Below are 15,637 nucleotides of genomic sequence, written 5' to 3'. Positions count from 1 at the left end.
GACGGCCCCCGTCGGCCGGCCGGGTGGTCCGAGGATTTCCTCCGTCAGCGCGGCGGCCAGGGCTGCCCCATGTGCGGCAACGACTTCACCGCCGACGACATCGGCTGGGGCATCCTGCTCCACCGGGGCGAAGTGGCCAACGCCTACCTGTGGCGCTCGGGCCAGGTGCGGGGCTACTGCGTACTGATCCACCGCGGCGCACCGCACGTCGCCGAGCCCACCGACCTGTCGGACACCCTTGCCGCCGCGTACTGGGCCGACACCCTCACGCTCGGCAAGGCCCTGACGGCGTTCTACCAGCCGGTGAAACTCAACTACTCCACCCTCGGCAACGTGGTGCCCCACCTCCACACCCACATCGTTCCCCGGTACGCCGACGATGCCGATCCGGCGCCAGGCGGGCCGCTCCCATGGTCGGCCCTCGATACGGGCCGTCAGGACGAGGCGCAGCTGCAGGCGGACGCCGTCGCACTGCGTGCGCTGCTGGAGCACGCATGAGGGGCCGCCCGGGAGCAGAGTCCGGGGGCCTGTTCGCCTCGGCGGCGGCCGACTACGCCCGATACCGGCCAGGTATCCCATCCGAAGCGGTCCGCCTGCTCGCCGGCGCAGTGAAGGACGTCGCCCGGCCTATCCTGCTCGATCTCGGCTGCGGCACCGGGCAGGTTGCGGCTGCGCTGCTTTCCGCTCCTGCGCATGTGGCCCGAGTGGACCTGGTGGATCCAGATCCCGGGATGCTCCGCGAGGCCACTGAAGTCCTCGCCCCGCTCCTGGGTGACAGTCCCGCTGGCTTCCACTGCGGGCGAGCCGAGGACTTCACGCCGCCGTTCGACGGCTACCGAGCGGACCTGGTCACCTGCGCGCGGGCGTTTCACTGGATGCCCCGGCCCGCGGTCCTCACGATGGCCGACCGCGTCACCTCTCCCGGAGCCAGCATGGCGATCATGGGGGATGGCAGCCTCTGGACCTACCAAGCGCAGTGGACGGCGGATCTGCAGCGGCTCATCCAGTCCTACCTCGGCCCCGAGCGGCGGGCCGGCACCGCTGGGGCGTACACCGAGCCGGGGCGCCGCTACGAGGACGACCTCGCCGAGTCCGCGTTCAGCGACGTCAGCGAGCACCGGTTCCCGGTCCGCCGCACGTGGACACCCGCAGCTGTGGTCGGCTATCTGCGCAGCACGAGCTTCGCCCGCCCGGCGCTCTTCGGCGATCTGCACGCACGGTTCGAGCAGGAAGCTCACTTGCTGCTGGAGGAACACGCCCGAAGTGAAGGGCTCATTGAGGACGCCGTGTTCACCGTGCTGCTCGCGCGCCGCCCTGGCGGTGACCGGTGAGCGGGGGGCGGCACACCGAGCCGCTGGACGTGCACCTGGTAGCGGTCCGCGATACCGAGACGGGTCCCGAAGTGCTCCTGTCCCGGCGGGCCGGCGACGTCTACGCGACGGGACTTTGGCATCTCCCATCCGGTCACCTCGACCCCGGAGAGGATGTCGTGACCGCGCTCGTGCGGGAGACCAGCGAGGAGACCGGCGTCCTCGTCGATCCAGCTGATGTCCGCGCGGCCGTCACCGTGCACCACCGCTCCCCGGGTGGCGGCGCACGCGTTGGGTTCTTCTTCGAGGTCCGGCACTGGCGCGGCAACCCCCGCGTCATGGAGCCGGACCGGTGCGACGCCATGGGCTGGTTCCCGCTCGACGCGCTGCCGCAGCCCATGGTGGCCTACTGCCGGGCCGGGCTGGACGCCTACCGGGACGGAGCCCGGATGGCCCTGCACTTCCAGGAGCCCGGCGATCCCATCGCCTACGCCCCGGCCGTCGACCGGCTGCGCCTCGTGCCCAACGCCGGTCCAAGCAGCACGGTCCCCGAGGACGCGGTGCGGGACTTCGTCGGTCGGGCGGTCGGGAGGATCACCGGCTGGACGGATGTCTCCTGGGCACGCAAGGGCAGTCAGGTGTGGCGGGCACGCGATGCCGAGGATTGGGTGTGGTTTGTCAAGATCCACCAGAACGACCGCTTCCACCAGCGCGAGCTGGCCGCATACCGCAGCTGGGTTCCCCGTCTGGGCCCGCTGGCACCCCGTCTGGTGGCCGCCGACGAATCACTGCGGGCCATCGTCATCACCACGGTGCCAGGCCGCTCCCTGCACGGCGCCGTCCACCCGCCCGACCAGGAGCGGCAGATCTTCCACTGCATCGGGCAACTCGCGGCAACCATTCACCGCAGCGTCCCGGCACTGCCGCCCCTCCCCGACTCTCTGCCGCTCGAGAAGCTGGAACGGCACCTCGACGGCGCACGCGCCTACTTGGAGCCCGGGGACGAGGCGTTCATCCGTGCCACCGCAAAGGGGGCCGCTGGTCTGCCGGCCCTGGAGAGGATTCCCACGCACGGTGACTTCCAGCGGCGGAACCTTCGCTGGGAGCAGTCGACGGGCACCTTGTACGTGATCGACTTCGAAAGAAGCGAAGGCGGTCCGGCCGTCAGGGACTTCGTCCGCTTGTCCGACGCCTGGCACGGACGGCCGGACCTGCACGAGGCCCTGCTGACCGGCTACGGCCGCCCCCTGTCCCCCGCCGAAGAAGAGCACCTGATCGTCCTGTCGCTACTGGATGCCGTCTCCGGCATCCAGTACGGCGCCGCCCACGGCGATCCGGAACTCGTCGAGCGAGGCCGCCGCGCCCTGGCCCGGCTCCGCGCAACGAACCGTCTTTGACCAGCACACCACACCACCCACCAGCATAAGAGCAGTTGAGGAGCACGACCGTGGCGTACGTCGTCCGCGACCAGTGGCAGCAGCACTATGCCGACGGCAAGGGGTTCCGGGAACTCGGTGATTGCGAGCGGTCTTTGCTCGCCGAGCACGCTCCCGTCCCCGACGGCGGCGGACGGGCGCTCGATGTGGGTTGCGGCACCGGCAGCCTGGCCACCTACCTTTCCTCCCTCGGCTACACGGTGGACGCCGTCGACTTCGCCGACAGTGCTCTCGCCCGGGCCCGGGACGAACATGCCGGCGTCGAGCGGGTGCACTGGATCTGCCTGGACATCGAGCGCGACGATCCGGCAGAGCTGCACGAGGACGGCTACGACCTGGTCACCATGCGACTGATGTACCCCTTCCTGCGCGATCGCAGCCGCGTCCTGCACGGGCTCAGTGAACGGCTGCGGCCTGGCGGCACGCTGGTGGTCATCACCCCCGTGGTCGAGCACACCCCGGCCGAACGACGGGACATCGCCCTCGACGAAGACGAGGTCCGCCTGCTCACCGAAGGCTGGGAGACCGTCGAGCGGCTGGAGGCGGACCAGCTCGCCGTCCTGGTCCTGCGCGGCCCGTGCCACACCGGCGCCCGGGCGGTGGAGCGGCAGCGACCGCCCACCGGTCTGGCTGTGACAGGCGCCCTTGCGGTCGTCACCGACGAGGCCGGTCGGGTCCTGCTCGGCCGCTCGCGCCGGGGCATGTGGGAACTTCCCGGCGGGAAGACCAGTGGTGCGGAGTCCTTCGAAGCGGCGGCGGTTCGGGAACTGGCCGAGGAGACGGGTCTGACCGCCTCGGCCTCGGACGCGCACGTGGTCACGATGCTGGCCGACGACAGCCACGGCGTGCCGCGGCTCACCGCGGTCGCCCGCATCACCGCATGGTCCGGCACCCTCGCCAACCGAGAACGGCAGTTGTTCGACCGGTGGGAGTGGCATGACCTGCACGCCCTGGCCTGCCTCGGTCCCGCGTTCGCTCCAGCCGCCCAAGCCCTTGACGCGATCTGGCCCGGGGTTATCCCCGGCCTTGCACCGGTCCACTCCTATCCGCTCGCGATCGGCCAACCGCCCGTGCCCGGCGAACCGGCCGAAGCTGTCCGGCTGCGCCAGCAGATGGCCAAGACGGTCATCGACGGCGGCTGGGCGCCCTCCGAACCGGTACAGCAGGCGCTGCGCACGGTGCCCCGACACCGCTTCGTTCCCGAGAAAGACCTGAAGACCGCGTACGACGGCGGCGACCGGGCCGTTATCACCCGCCGCGACGAGAAAGGAAAGGCGACCAGTTCGGTGTCCGCGGCCTGGCTCCAGGCCGACATGCTCCAGAGCCTGTGCCTGAAGCCGGGAGCGATCGTGTTCGAGGCAGGATCCGGCGGCTACAACGCCGAGCTCATCGCCCACGTGGCCGGCCCCCCGGGCAGGGTGGTCACCGGCGACATCGACCCCTACGTCGTGCACCGCACCCGGCGCTTGACCGCAGAGGCCGGCAGCGGCCGTGTCACCGCGTTCCAAGGCGATGCGGCACTCGGCGCCCCCTCACACCTCGTACCGCGCGGCGGCTTCGATGCAGTTGTGATCACCTACAACTCCTGGGACATCTCCCCATCCTGGCGGGAGCAGGTCACTGAGGGCGGGCGCCTGGTCCTGCCTCTCGAAATCCACGGATACACGAGGGCGGTCGCGTTCGAGCGACGCGGCGAGGTGCTGCACGCGCGGAAGTTCACGCACTGCGGATTCCTCCGCGCCCAGGGCGAACACGCCCGCCCCACCCCGGTCGTGGACCTCCTCGACGGCGAGCTGAAGCTCCGATTCGAAGACGGCACCCCCGCCTCGACGAAGGGATTGGAAGAGGCCCTGCGCGAGCCGCGCCACCAGGTCGCCACCGGGGTCACCATGGGGGCGGCCTTCTACTTCGGCTCGCTGCAGCTCTACGCGGCCACCACATTGCCAGGCTTCGTCCGTCTGTCCGCCCACCGGGACAAAGGCACCGGCGTCACCCAGATCGCGAAGGACGGCGATGCGCCGGCGATTCTCGGCGACGCATCACTGGCCTACCTCGTCCACGTCCAGACCCGGCACGGTGACAGCCCTGCCGAAAAGGAGTGGGAGTGGGTCGTCCATGCCTTCGGACAGCACGGCCCGCAGCTCGCCGAGCAGTTGGCGGCCACGGTGAGAGCCTGGGACCGCGACGTACGCACGAACGACGGCAAGCAAAACGACCCTGTCCTGACCGTTCACCCGGCTAGCACCCCCGACGGCCAGCTACCCGCCGGGGACGTCCTGGACAAGCCCCACAGCCGTCTCGTGTTCCAGTGGCCGGGCCGTGTGCCTTCACCGTAGAGCCGGCCGGACGAAAGACGTGGGGCTGGTTGAAGCGCGCCGGACCGGGACGGCCTGCTATGTCCGGCATACGTGAGCCCGGCGGAGCCCCGGCTCACGGCCGTCGAGTCCCACCCCTCATCGATCCCTGCACCTGCTAGAAGCCTCCACGACCCTTCCGTCCGCATCCGGTTTCCTCGAGGAGATCCATGGCCGAGACAACCCGCCCCTCCGAACAAACCGAGCGCGAAATCTGCAACACCACGCGCAGTCCTTCCGGTGACCCGGTGCTGGTGCACACACCGTCCCGCCTGGTGTCCGAGAGCCAGCAAGCCGACGGCTCCGAAGCCACCGAACAGACTGTCACCCTCCTGGCCCCAGAGATCCGAACCGGCCGATGCCAGTGCGGTGACATCGCATACGAGGTAAGCGGCCTCCCGGATGATCCCCATCTGTGCTCATGTCCTCATGAAACCCGGATCTCCGGCGGTCCAGCCGTACTCTGGGTCGGCTTCCACAAGAACGGGCTGGCCTGGACAGGCCCCGGCGGTGAACCGACCTGGTACTCGACATGGCCAGACCTTCGCCGCGGGTTCTGCCCCCGCTGCGGCACCCACCTGATCTCCGTCGCTGACTCCACGGAAATGATCATGGTGACCGGCTTCAGTCTCGACCTCCCCCACCAACGCGGCATCGAGCCCGTCGGGCATTCCTTCCGAGAGAACGCCGTTCCGTGGATGAAGATCACTCTCGCCCCAGAACCGCCCCGGTTCGCGGGCGGCGCCGCCTGATCCCCGCTCCCCCGTCCGCGCCATGACACGCCCGCCCACCGTCCTGAAAGGCAGAGCCACATGGCCTCCCCCGCTTCCCCTTCGGATCGCGTTGCACCTCGGACTGCCCTCTCCGCAGCGCAGTACGCCGTGTCCTCCCGGCACGCGGTGTGGCTCGGCGCCGCCGCGATCGTCACCGACCAGGTCGGCCGCGTCCTGCTGGTACACCCCACCTACCACGAGGACGACCGGTGGCTGCTGCCCGGAGGGGTCGTTGAACCCGGCGAACACCCGCACGACGCCTGCCGACGCGAGATCACCGAAGAACTGGGCCTGCCGAACCTGGCCCTGGCGAGCGTGCTCGCCGTCCACTCCCTCTCGTCACACCACGCCGCCATCCGGCGCGGCATCCCATGCCCCGGAGAGATCCGCTACGTCTTCGACGGCGGAACCCTCACCCCTGACCAGGCAAAGGCGATCCGCCTGCCGCGCGAGGAACTATCCGAGTACGCCTTCCTCGAAACGCGGGACGCGATGCAGCGGCTACACCCCGTGGACGGGCAGATCATGCTCGCCGCCTACCGTGCCCGCCTCGGGAACACACCCACCGCCCACCTCGCCGACGGCCGACACATCCTCGATTTCCCACCCCTGGACCGACATGACGTCCACGTCCGCTACCGGCCCCTGTGGGACAGCCCCCTCAACCGTGACCCTGTCCCTGAACGGCTCCCCGTGCAGCAAGCCTGGGCGTGGTGCTTCGTGCCCGACGGCCGGGTCGTCCTCGTCGCCGACCCAAGCCCCCGGGGCGCCCTGCCCATGCTGCCCGGCGGCACCGTGGAAAGGACCGACACGACACCCGAGGACACCCTCCACCGCGAAGCCGCCGAGGAAGCCCAGCTCACCCTGACCGACCCGGTGCGACTGGGCTGGGTGCTGGACGAGACCGGCGAGGTCTACGGCGGAGTGGGCCCCAACGCCCGACTCCGCCTAGCCGCCCGGGTCACCGACATCGGGCCGGCGACCGTCGACCCCGCCACCGGCCACCCCTTCGCACGCCTGCTCGCAACCCCCGCCCAGGCAGCCGCCCTTCTGGGATGGGGCCCGCCAGGAGCGCGGCAAGCCCGACTCGCCGCTGAGACAGCCCGAGAGCGCTGGGGCCTGCCCACCGCTCGCCCCACCGCAATCGACGAAGTCCCTGCGGAGGGGATGCGGCTGAGCTGACACGAACGACCGCCCTTCTCAACTCTGGACCAGCTAGACCATCGATCGGAGGCACGCGTGCCTGACGACACCCAACAGGCGATCTCATCTGTCCCGAGCCCGGCGACAGGAGGTGGACCGCGGGAGCACCACATGCACCTGCTCCCGCGGTACTACCGTCAAGTAGAGGCAGGGCGCAAGACGATCGAAGTGAGGGTGGCCACCCCGCAGAAGCGCGCCGTTGCCGTCGGCGACACGGTCGTCTTCCACGACCGCGACACCGGCCGGGAGCTCGACGTCATCGTGCAGCGGATCACCCCGTACCCCTCGTTCGAGGGTCTGCTCAGTTCAGAGGACCCTGCGCGCATCGACCCGAGCGGGCCGCCCGGAGAACTGCTCGCCAACCTGCGCAGCATCTACCCGCCAGCCAAGGAGGGCCTCGGCGTCCTCGCCTTCGCATTCGACCACCGCCCTGCACGGCCAGGCCGACCGATGCCGATGACGCCCGCGCAGTACGCGCACACCGTCCCCCACCATACGGTGTACGGCTGCCTGTACATCCGCGACGAACACGACCGGCCGGTTCAACTGCGCTCGGTCTACGGCTCGCGCCTCTGGCAGTTCCCGGGCGGCAACCTGGACGCCCAAGGAGAGGACCCGCTGCAAACCGCTCGTCGCGAAGCGGTCGAAGAGACCGGCCTCGAACTGGGCCTGGATACACCGAAACTTCTCCTGACGCACTTCCTGCACGCCGGGCCCCGCCTGCCGCTGAACAAGGTAGGGCTCATCTTCGACGGAGGCCGGCTCACCGCAGAGCAGCTCGGTCGGATCCGACTCGATCCCGCCGAGCACGACATGTGGGCTGTGCACGACCTCGCCACCTGGCAGCGCTTGATGGCGCCGCGCGCCTTCGCCCGCCTCGACGCCATCGAACAGGCCCGTCGCGGCGAAGGCCCCGCCTACCTCACCACGCACACCTGATCCCCAGCGCACCCACCCAGCCGGACGAAAGTGTCGGCGACTGGGCTTGGCACCCGCTCGATCAGCTCCCCGACGGCCTGTTCGTGTGCAGCGCCCAGATCCTCACAGCATGGCGGCCCGACTTGGCCATCGACCACTCGCCAGCGCACTCCACGGGTTTCGCATCCGGACCAGCGGCCATGCCTGGCGACGGCCTGGCCTGACCGCCAGCACCGACGTACACCTGCGGCGCCGCTCACCTTTTACTGCAGAAGGAGACGTAGTTGAAGATCGTGCTGATGTCCGACCCTCGGGTCGCCGCCATCCCTGTTCAGGACTGCGGCGAGGAACTCATCGACATACGGACGTCTGGCCTGTTCCTCGTCGATCAACGCAAGCAGGACTCCGACGGCCACTTCGCGCACCTGCGGCACGGGCTCATCGAGCGCCTGGAACACGCCCAGCGACTGCTTCCCACTGAGTTCCGCCTGCTCGTCGTCGAGGGGTACCGGCCTCCGGCGCTCCAGCGGGCATACTTCGAGGAGTACGCGACCAAACTGCGTCGCGGAAACCCCGACTGGAGCGACAGCCGCGTCCACGAGGCCGCAAGCCGCTACGTCTCCCCACCGGAGATCGCGCCGCACAGTGCTGGCGCGGCCGTCGACTTGACCCTCGCCGCCCCGGACGGCCAGGAGGTGGACATGGGGACGAGGATGAACGCCTCCCCAGAGGAAAGCGACGGCGCCTGTTACACCCACGCGAACTCGATCAGCGGCGCCGCCCGGGCCCATCGCGACACGCTCTGCCGCGTCATGTCAGCCGCCGGGTTTGTGAACTATCCAACGGAGTGGTGGCATTTCAGCTACGGAGACCGATACTGGGCCCTCCACACCGGCCGGGCAGCCGCCGTCTACGGACCACGCGACCGCACGTAAGCAGCAGCTACCAGCAGTACCGCGAGGGAGCGCGACATCGTGAGCAAGCCGACCGCCGTCCTGCTCATCGGGATCACCGGCTCCGGCAAGACGCACCTTGCACAGGCCCTCGCCGCGATGGGCCTTGTCCGCCTCAGCGTTGACGAGGAGGTCCACCGCCTCCACGGCCGGTATGGGGTCGACTACCCCGAGCACGGGTATTTCGAGCGCGAGGCTCCTGCGGTCGAGACCGTACGTGCGCAGCTCACGGAGCACCTGCGCGCGGGCCGTGCCGTCGTCCTCGACCACGGCCTGTGGCGTCGTTCCGATCGCGAGGAATGGAAGAAGACAGTCCGGGCCGCGGGCGGACTCCCGCTGCTCGTCTACCTGCCGACGTCCAGGGAGGAGCTCCTGCGGCGCCTCGCCGCGCGCAACCAGCGCAAGGACGCCAATGCCTTGAACGTGACTCCCGAAGCCTTGGACGACTTCTTCGCTCGGTTCGAACCGCCTACCGAAGATGAAGGTGCCGTCATCACCTACAACGGCGACGCAGAGGTCATCCGCTCGATGATCCGATGACGCCCCCGGCCGTCCCGCCGAGCAGAGGCGCCAGGTGCTCGGCCATCACGAGCAAGGACCGCTCTGAATAGGCCGGTCCTACCAGCTGCACACCAATCGGGAGGCCATCGGCGCTACGCGCAGCAGGCATGACCAGGCTGGGCAGACCGACGTGGCTGGTCAGGTTGGCCCAGCCGGTCTGGTCGAAGAAGCTCCGTTCGACGCCGTCGACCATGAGAGAGCGGCTCCCGGCTGGGATCGCCGCAGTAGGAGCGGCGGGCGTAATGAGGACGTCGTGCTGGGCGTCGGCGAAGAACCGGTGCCAGGTCTGCCGGAGCCGGAGGCGCTCCTCGTTGGCGCGGAGCCAGACACGGTGTGTCTGCGTTCGGTGGCGGAGGAAGGCGGCTCGAGGGCTCGCATCGTCCGTGTGCAGGTCACGGGCAGCGGCGAGTTCGGCGGAGCCGGCGTCGTCGTCGGTGGCTGCGGTCGTGGTGGCGTAAAGGAGCTGCTCGAAGAGGCGCAGAGAGTCAGCGAAGCCGACCGGCCCCGTGGTGTGGCGGACACTCGCGCCGGCGGAGGTCAGCGTCCGTTCGACGGTGGCGAGAGCATCGGCGGTGTTGCGGTCGACTGGGCAGCTCGCGTCGTCGGCCCACACTGCCACGCGGAGCTGGCCGATCGGGCGTTGCGCTGTGGGCAGCGTGACGCTCCAGGGGTTGTTCTCGTCGGGTGACGGTGTCGTCAGTGCGGCGAGGAGCAGGTCGAGGTCTCGGGGGTGGCGGGCCAGGGGGCCGGGGGTGACCATGTCGCTGCTGGTGATCCACCCCGGCGGGCGAGGGACGTGGCCGCGGGCCGGGATAAGTCCCTGCGTGGGGCGCAGGCCGTAGACGCCGCAGTAGTGAGCGGGGAGCCGTAGGGAGCCAGCGAGGTCGCTGCCGAGGTCGGCTGGTGTCAGGTGGGCGGCGACTGCGGCGGCGGGACCGCCGGAGGAGCCACCGGCGGTGCGCTTGGGGTCGTGCGGGTTGAGCGTGGGGCCGAACAGGCTGTTGTCGGTGTGCAGGTCCTGGCAGTACGCCGGGGTATTGGTCTTGCCCATGATGACGGCGCCTTGGTGGCGGAGCCGGGCGACGGCGTCGGCGTCGTGTGCGGGAACGTGATCGGCGAGGTCTTCGGCACCGCTGGTGGTGCGCAGGCCGGCCGTCTCGAAGCTGTCCTTGATCGTGAGGGGAAGGCCGTCGAGGATGCCGGTGCTCTCGTTGCGGGCGCGGCGTTCGTCGGCCGCGTGTGCGACGGCTCGGGCAGCGCTGTCGTCGCGGGTGACGACGGCGTTGATCTGGCTGGCGTCGATCTGCGCCAGGTGGAGGTCGAGCAGTTCGCGGCTGGAGATCTCGCGGCGATCCAGGGCCTGGAGCTGGACGTGGGCGGGCTGGTGGGTGAGGTCGGTCGTCATGCAGAGACCTGCTCAAGGTGGGGGGCTCGTGCGGGCTGGCGGGGCAGGTGGCGCGCGACGTCGAGGAGAGCGTCGATGTCGTCCATGGGCCTGCTGGTCTGGCGTTCGGAGTCGGCGAACTCGGTGAGCTGGTCGGTCTCCGGGCGGGTACCGGCTGCCCGGGCGGCGATTCCGGCGAGGATCTGGTCGGCGGTGACGGCCGCGGACAGCTCTTCTCCGTGAAGCCCTCGGGCCCGGTGGCGGGCTTCGCTGGCTTCGCGGACTGCGGCATCAAGATACTGACGGATCACGAACCGTCCGTCTCTGATCTCGACTGCTCGGCGGTAGAGCCGGATCGAGATGCTGCGGAAGCGGCGCCTCTGGGCCGGGTCGACTCGGTCGATCGGCAGTGCGATCTCGGGCGCCTCGCTGTAGAACTCCAGCCACAGGGGGCGTAGGCCGTAGTAGCTGCGGTATTGCTTGATCCGGTACTGGAGGCTCTGAGCCTGATCGTTGATGGTGGGCACTAGCCAGCCGATGAGCGTGAGCATGGCGCCGACATCGCCGCAGGTCCACGCGAAGCCCTCCCACTCTGCGAGCGACGCGTTGAAGGCACCGGCGATCACGTTCCCGATGCGCACGGCGCTGTATCCGAGAGTGACGGTCGCGCCGAGGGCGACGATGCGCAGGCCGATACGGACGGACCCGCGTGTGCTGCGGTGGGCCAGGCGCCAGCAGGCACGGGCGAGGGACAGTTCACCGATGGTGTAGGCCGTGACGTACAGGGTGAGATACGCGGCGTACCAGCCATCATGCGCGTAGTACAGCGTGAAGTTGATCGGTCGCGGCGCGTTCGGCGTCAGCAGGGCGAACAGCACCAGCAGCCCTGCGATCACAGCGAAGCCTGCGGCTAGCCACTCCCGTGCCCTCCTGCGGGCAACTTCGGGGGGTGATCCCCAGTAGGTGAGGACGATCTGCTGGCAGGCGAGCAGCGCGACCACGCACCCCATCGCCAGGGGTACGGAGAGGTTCACCACGCCCAGGACATGGTCGAGGTACTGCCACATCAGTGTGATGGAGAACAGGAACGACAGCCCTGACAGCAGGAAGACGGCGGCCAGCGCGGTGAAGGCGGGGTCTCGGCGGCGGGTCGGCATGTCCCGCAGCAAGCAGAGGAAGCCGAGCGTGGCGACGACGAGGCTGATCGGGTGGAGCAGATCCTTCACGGCCGGGCCTCCCGTCGGCGCAGCAGCGTGTGCGTGACCCGGTCCTGCACTTCGTCTCCGGAGGACTCGTCGCTGCGCAGCCACCGGTCGATGATCCGGCGCTGGATCAACGAGGCGAGGAGCTCGGTGTCCCGCTCCTCGTCCTCGTCGTACTTGGTACGGCCCAGCATCATCTCAACGGTGGCCGAGCCCACGCTGGTGAAGATCGTTGAGGAGAGCGCGGACGCCGGGCGGTTCTTGTGGTGGCCGAGCAGCAGGTGGCTGAACTCGTGGGCGATGATGTGGTCCTGGTGCAGGGAGCTGGTCCGCGGGTCGTAGTACACGTGGAAGGCGCTCTCCGTGACGGCGCATGCCCCGCACACGGAGGGCGCCTGCTCACGGGCCTCCAGGAAAACCTTCCGTCCCGTGCGGCGTGAGACCTCGTCGCTGAGGTCGCGGATATTGGTGACGTGCGGGAGCTGCAGCTCGGCCAAGAGGTCAGGCCGGCGCAGCCTACGTGCGGACCACATTACTTTTCCTTGATCACTTACTGAACACGGCCGTTTTACGAGCCAGTTGAGGGCGGCAACCCCTCGGATTTTCGTACGCTCTCGACGATTCCCAGGACGGCATCCTTTCCGTCTGCGGAAACGTCGGACAGGCGAAGGAGCACGTTTTTGATCTTCGTGTCGCGAAGCAGTGCGAGCAACTCAAGTTCCTGCACGGTCTTTTCGGCGACGGCGTCGTCGAACCAGTACGCGGGGTCCACGCCGAAAAACCCTGCTAGCGCTTCGAGGTGACGCTTCGTCGGGTTATCGCGCTGCCCGGTCCGCAGGAGCCAGAGGTACTGGGCTGACAGTTTGCCCAGCCCGCGCTTCTCCATGAGTTCGGCCACCTCGGCGTTGCTGAAGGGGCCGCGGTCGGGCGGGTGCACTGTGTCGAACAGGCGGTTTAGGCGGTCCATGAGCCCCTTGGGGCTCACCTGGCCTTCGGTCGAGTCTTTCATGATCCTTTCCTGGGTGGACTTCGTCGTCACTTCAAGCACCCTACCCCGCCATAAACGTGAGTTGACGAGCTGATCCACTGTATGGAAAGTTCTTCCTCACCAGCACGTTTCCGTGTGACGCGTACCGCCTGTTTCAGGTCATCCTGTCCGTTTCTACCGGCAGGAGTATGCCGGATGACGTGGCGCAAGCCACATTCGGCCAGCGACATAGGTCACGTCTGGCACGCAGGATTTTATCTTCGACCGGAAAGCGCGGTGGCGGCAGTGGAAACACCCCGTCCGCCTCGCATTTCCACTGCGGGGAATAACAGACACCCGTTCCAATTCGGACACAGTGACACCCTCTCGGCGTTCGAGGCAGCCGCGGCAACGGTGCGCTTCGACGCGGGGGTGCGCCCCAGGTCGCGCCGTACGGACACTTGCGGCACACGATCATCCGATGACTCTCTGCAACCAGTACAGAGTTTAAGAACCAAGTCTGGATCTTGATACGGGTCCGTGCGTATGTTCATCGTCCCCGGGCAACCCGCCCGCAGCGACGGACATGAGGAGAGCACGAGGACGGACCGGACCGCGAAGGTCCACAAACAGCGACGGCGCCCGGGAGCGGTAACTCACGGACGCCGAACGCTAAGCGGCATACCCGCCCCGGCAAGGGCGGAGATTGCCCACCATCACCACGCTGAGTCCTTCCAAGGGGCGCGTCAGCGTGGCAACACTGCAAAGGGGAGTATCGCATGTCTCCTGCCCTGCGCAAAAGGCCCTTTCGCCTGGCCTGCGCGGCAGCCATCTCCGCCTCGGCGCCTCAGCGCCCCGAGCCGGACCGCACGTTCATGGCCCCGCCGAGCTGCGGGACCCGCCCGCTCGTCGGGAGCTGCCGATGAGCAGCGAAGCCCGCGACTGGGTGTGGGAGCACAGTTGCAGCCGGGGGACGGCGCGTCTGGTCCTACTGTCGATCGCCGACCGGGTGGGCGACGAGCAGTGCGTCTCCTGGGCCTCCCTGTCGAGCCTGGCCAAGCGCACCCGCGCCTCCGTCTCCACGGTCCGCGAAGCCATTGACCGTCTGGTCGACGCCGGTGAGCTGGAGCAGCTCGAAGACCTCACCGGCCCGCAGCGCAGCACGGTCTACCGCCTCCCCCTCGCCGCCAAGGCCCTGGCAGAGACCGTGGACGACGAGGATGCCGACCATGCGCCGCCGGCGGGGACTGAGGCCACCCCGGCGCTCCGCATCTCGGCCCTGCGTCGCTACAACATCCGCCCGCGTGAGGTGCCGGAATCTCCTGCGAGGGCCCGGAAACCGGCAGTACCGGAATCCGGCAGGTCCCGACGGAAACCGGCACCTCGACGTACCGGAAACCGGCACAGCGATGTACCGGAAACCGGCACCCAGAACCGTAGTGAACCGGATTTGAACCGGAGGTACAGCAGTGGTGGTGCTGCCGTCCTCTCGGCTGCCGAGTGGCAGGTCGACCCAGCCAGCCACACCTGGGCCCGCCAGCAGGGACACCTCGACCGCCTCGGCGAGCAGGGCCTGCAGGCGGCCGACGCGAAGTGGCGTGCCCACCGCTCCGGCTTCAAGCCGAGGCCGGCGGCTGCGTGGGCTGCCGACTGGCGCTCCTGGGTCGCCAGGGAGCACCCCCCTGGCCGCCCGAACCTCTACGCCGTGCCCGGCACGGGTCCCGGCCAACCCGGCGGCATGACGCGGGCAGAGGCCCACACCGCCGCCCTCCTCGCCGCCCTGAACGAGCCGACCGGAACGGAGCAGTAGCCGTGGACCGCCGCGAAATCGCCGCCCTGCTGGCTTACATCGGCCGACTCGACCCCCGCACCATTCGCACCGACCAGGGCGAGGCACGCGACCAGCTCGCCCAGTGGCACGAGCTGCTCGGCGACGTGCCGATGGCCACTCCGCACGGCTGGGACGCCCGCGTCGCTGCCCGACAGCACGTCCGAGTCTCGCCGTACCAGATCCTGCCTGCGGACGTGGCCCGCCCCTGGGAGAGCTACCGGCGCGACCGCCTGGCCCGGCACTCCGATCCCACGCCGTCCGCCGACCCGGACGACCAGGCCGCCTGGACCGCCGAGCTGGTCGGCACCCGCCGCGCCGTCGCCGCCGGCACGGCGCAGCCCGCCCAGGCCAGAGCCATCACCAGCGGTCGCGACCGGATCGACCCACGGCTGGAGGCCAGGCTGCGGCAGATCGGCTCCTGCATACCGCCCGCCGCCCGCGCCGCCCTCGCCCCCTACCGGCCCGCCCGCGCAGCCCGCGAGGCCGCCGTCGCTCAGGGACTGCCCGACGCCCTGAGCGTCAAGTGCGAGTGGTGCCTGGCCCAGCCCGGCGAGCCGTGTCGTCGCCGCCGGATCGGCCCCGACGACGGCGTACGCACGACCGCCCCGCGCGCCACCCCGCACCCCGGCCGCGTCGACCTCGCCGCCGCCCAGCAGGCCCAGCAGAGCGAGCAGGTCCAGCAGCCCGCCCTGGCCTGACCGGCGCATCGGCGCGTGCCTCCCGGTGCACCGCCATCCCAACATCA

The 15,637-nt window shown here is 69.4% G+C and carries 15 protein-coding genes; 11 read left to right on the top strand and 4 right to left on the bottom strand.

Translation table 11 applies throughout. The features are described 5' to 3' along the window. Positions 1–69 precede the first annotated feature (69 nt). From ACQPXS_RS36545 to ACQPXS_RS36505, 9 genes are all read left to right on the top strand, one after another. Positions 70–498 (top strand): HIT family protein, encoded by a 429-nt coding sequence (locus tag ACQPXS_RS36545; RefSeq protein ID WP_433456119.1) that lies wholly within the window; start codon positions 70–72, stop codon positions 496–498. After that, on the top strand, positions 411–1,331 hold the full coding sequence (locus ACQPXS_RS36540; protein WP_433453770.1) for a class I SAM-dependent methyltransferase: 921 nt from the start codon (positions 411–413) through the stop codon (positions 1,329–1,331). The genes ACQPXS_RS36545 and ACQPXS_RS36540 overlap by 88 nt, the downstream gene beginning before the upstream one ends. Continuing rightward, on the top strand, positions 1,328–2,707 hold the full coding sequence (locus ACQPXS_RS36535) for an NUDIX domain-containing protein (protein WP_433453769.1): 1,380 nt from the start codon (positions 1,328–1,330) through the stop codon (positions 2,705–2,707). Before ACQPXS_RS36540 ends, ACQPXS_RS36535 begins: the two co-directional genes overlap by 4 nt. 50 nt (positions 2,708–2,757) lie before the next feature. Next, positions 2,758–5,082, top strand: a complete 2,325-nt coding sequence (gene fxlM, locus ACQPXS_RS36530; RefSeq protein ID WP_433453768.1) for a methyltransferase, FxLD system — start codon at positions 2,758–2,760, stop codon at positions 5,080–5,082. 188 nt (positions 5,083–5,270) lie between these two features. Next, complete coding sequence (locus ACQPXS_RS36525; RefSeq protein ID WP_433453767.1) at positions 5,271–5,852, top strand: GFA family protein; 582 nt, start codon at positions 5,271–5,273, stop codon at positions 5,850–5,852. 129 nt (positions 5,853–5,981) lie between these two features. Continuing rightward, a complete protein-coding gene (locus ACQPXS_RS36520; RefSeq protein ID WP_433453766.1) occupies positions 5,982–7,055 on the top strand; it encodes an NUDIX hydrolase in 1,074 nt (357 codons plus the stop codon). 132 nt (positions 7,056–7,187) lie between these two features. Next, on the top strand, positions 7,188–8,015 hold the full coding sequence (locus ACQPXS_RS36515) for an NUDIX domain-containing protein (protein ID WP_433453765.1): 828 nt from the start codon (positions 7,188–7,190) through the stop codon (positions 8,013–8,015). 278 nt (positions 8,016–8,293) lie between these two features. Beyond that, positions 8,294–8,929: a M15 family metallopeptidase gene (locus tag ACQPXS_RS36510; protein ID WP_433456117.1), complete on the top strand. Its 636-nt coding sequence runs from the start codon at positions 8,294–8,296 to the stop codon at positions 8,927–8,929. A 39-nt stretch (positions 8,930–8,968) separates the two neighbouring features. Continuing rightward, positions 8,969–9,487, top strand: coding sequence for an AAA family ATPase (locus ACQPXS_RS36505; protein ID WP_433453764.1), 519 nt, complete (start codon positions 8,969–8,971; stop codon positions 9,485–9,487). Here the strand turns inward: ACQPXS_RS36505 and ACQPXS_RS36500 are convergent. From ACQPXS_RS36500 to ACQPXS_RS36485, 4 genes are all read right to left on the bottom strand, one after another. Beyond that, a complete protein-coding gene (locus ACQPXS_RS36500; RefSeq protein ID WP_433453763.1) occupies positions 9,465–10,913 on the bottom strand; it encodes an amidase family protein in 1,449 nt (482 codons plus the stop codon). The genes ACQPXS_RS36505 and ACQPXS_RS36500 overlap by 23 nt on opposite strands. Then, positions 10,910–12,118, bottom strand: coding sequence for an MAB_1171c family putative transporter (locus ACQPXS_RS36495; RefSeq protein ID WP_433453762.1), 1,209 nt, complete (start codon positions 12,116–12,118; stop codon positions 10,910–10,912). The genes ACQPXS_RS36500 and ACQPXS_RS36495 overlap by 4 nt, the downstream gene beginning before the upstream one ends. Next, positions 12,115–12,591, bottom strand: coding sequence for a hypothetical protein (locus ACQPXS_RS36490; RefSeq protein WP_433453761.1), 477 nt, complete (start codon positions 12,589–12,591; stop codon positions 12,115–12,117). The genes ACQPXS_RS36495 and ACQPXS_RS36490 overlap by 4 nt, the downstream gene beginning before the upstream one ends. A gap of 71 nt (positions 12,592–12,662) precedes the next feature. Continuing rightward, the gene (locus ACQPXS_RS36485; RefSeq protein WP_229924139.1) at positions 12,663–13,133 is read right to left on the bottom strand and encodes an XRE family transcriptional regulator; all 471 of its coding nucleotides are present in this window, start codon (positions 13,131–13,133) and stop codon (positions 12,663–12,665) included. Positions 13,134–13,983: 850 nt separating this feature from the next. Here ACQPXS_RS36485 and ACQPXS_RS36480 point away from each other — a divergent pair. Next, positions 13,984–14,871: a helix-turn-helix domain-containing protein gene (locus ACQPXS_RS36480; RefSeq protein ID WP_433453760.1), complete on the top strand. Its 888-nt coding sequence runs from the start codon at positions 13,984–13,986 to the stop codon at positions 14,869–14,871. 2 nt (positions 14,872–14,873) lie between these two features. After that, on the top strand, positions 14,874–15,590 hold the full coding sequence (locus ACQPXS_RS36475; RefSeq protein ID WP_433453759.1) for a zinc finger domain-containing protein: 717 nt from the start codon (positions 14,874–14,876) through the stop codon (positions 15,588–15,590). Positions 15,591–15,637 lie beyond the last annotated feature (47 nt).

Origin of the sequence: Streptomyces sp. CA-142005 (assembly GCF_050942335.1) — a bacterium.
Taxonomy (GTDB): Bacteria; Actinomycetota; Actinomycetes; order Streptomycetales; family Streptomycetaceae; genus Streptomyces.
Note: the sequence above shows the minus strand (reverse complement) of the source record. Positions and strands in the feature narration are given on the sequence as shown.

Excerpts from the sequence above, each read along its gene's own strand:
- ACQPXS_RS36500 (WP_433453763.1), bottom strand. The coding sequence starts at position 10,913 with ATGACGACCGACCTCACCCACCAGCCCGCCCACGTCCAGCTCCAGGCC.
- ACQPXS_RS36480 (WP_433453760.1), top strand. The coding sequence starts at position 13,984 with ATGAGCAGCGAAGCCCGCGACTGGGTGTGGGAGCACAGTTGCAGCCGG.
- ACQPXS_RS36525 (WP_433453767.1), top strand. The coding sequence starts at position 5,271 with ATGGCCGAGACAACCCGCCCCTCCGAACAAACCGAGCGCGAAATCTGC.
- ACQPXS_RS36540 (WP_433453770.1), top strand. The coding sequence starts at position 411 with ATGGTCGGCCCTCGATACGGGCCGTCAGGACGAGGCGCAGCTGCAGGC.
- ACQPXS_RS36545 (WP_433456119.1), top strand. The coding sequence starts at position 70 with ATGTGCGGCAACGACTTCACCGCCGACGACATCGGCTGGGGCATCCTG.
- ACQPXS_RS36510 (WP_433456117.1), top strand. The coding sequence starts at position 8,294 with ATGTCCGACCCTCGGGTCGCCGCCATCCCTGTTCAGGACTGCGGCGAG.
- ACQPXS_RS36515 (WP_433453765.1), top strand. The coding sequence starts at position 7,188 with ATGCACCTGCTCCCGCGGTACTACCGTCAAGTAGAGGCAGGGCGCAAG.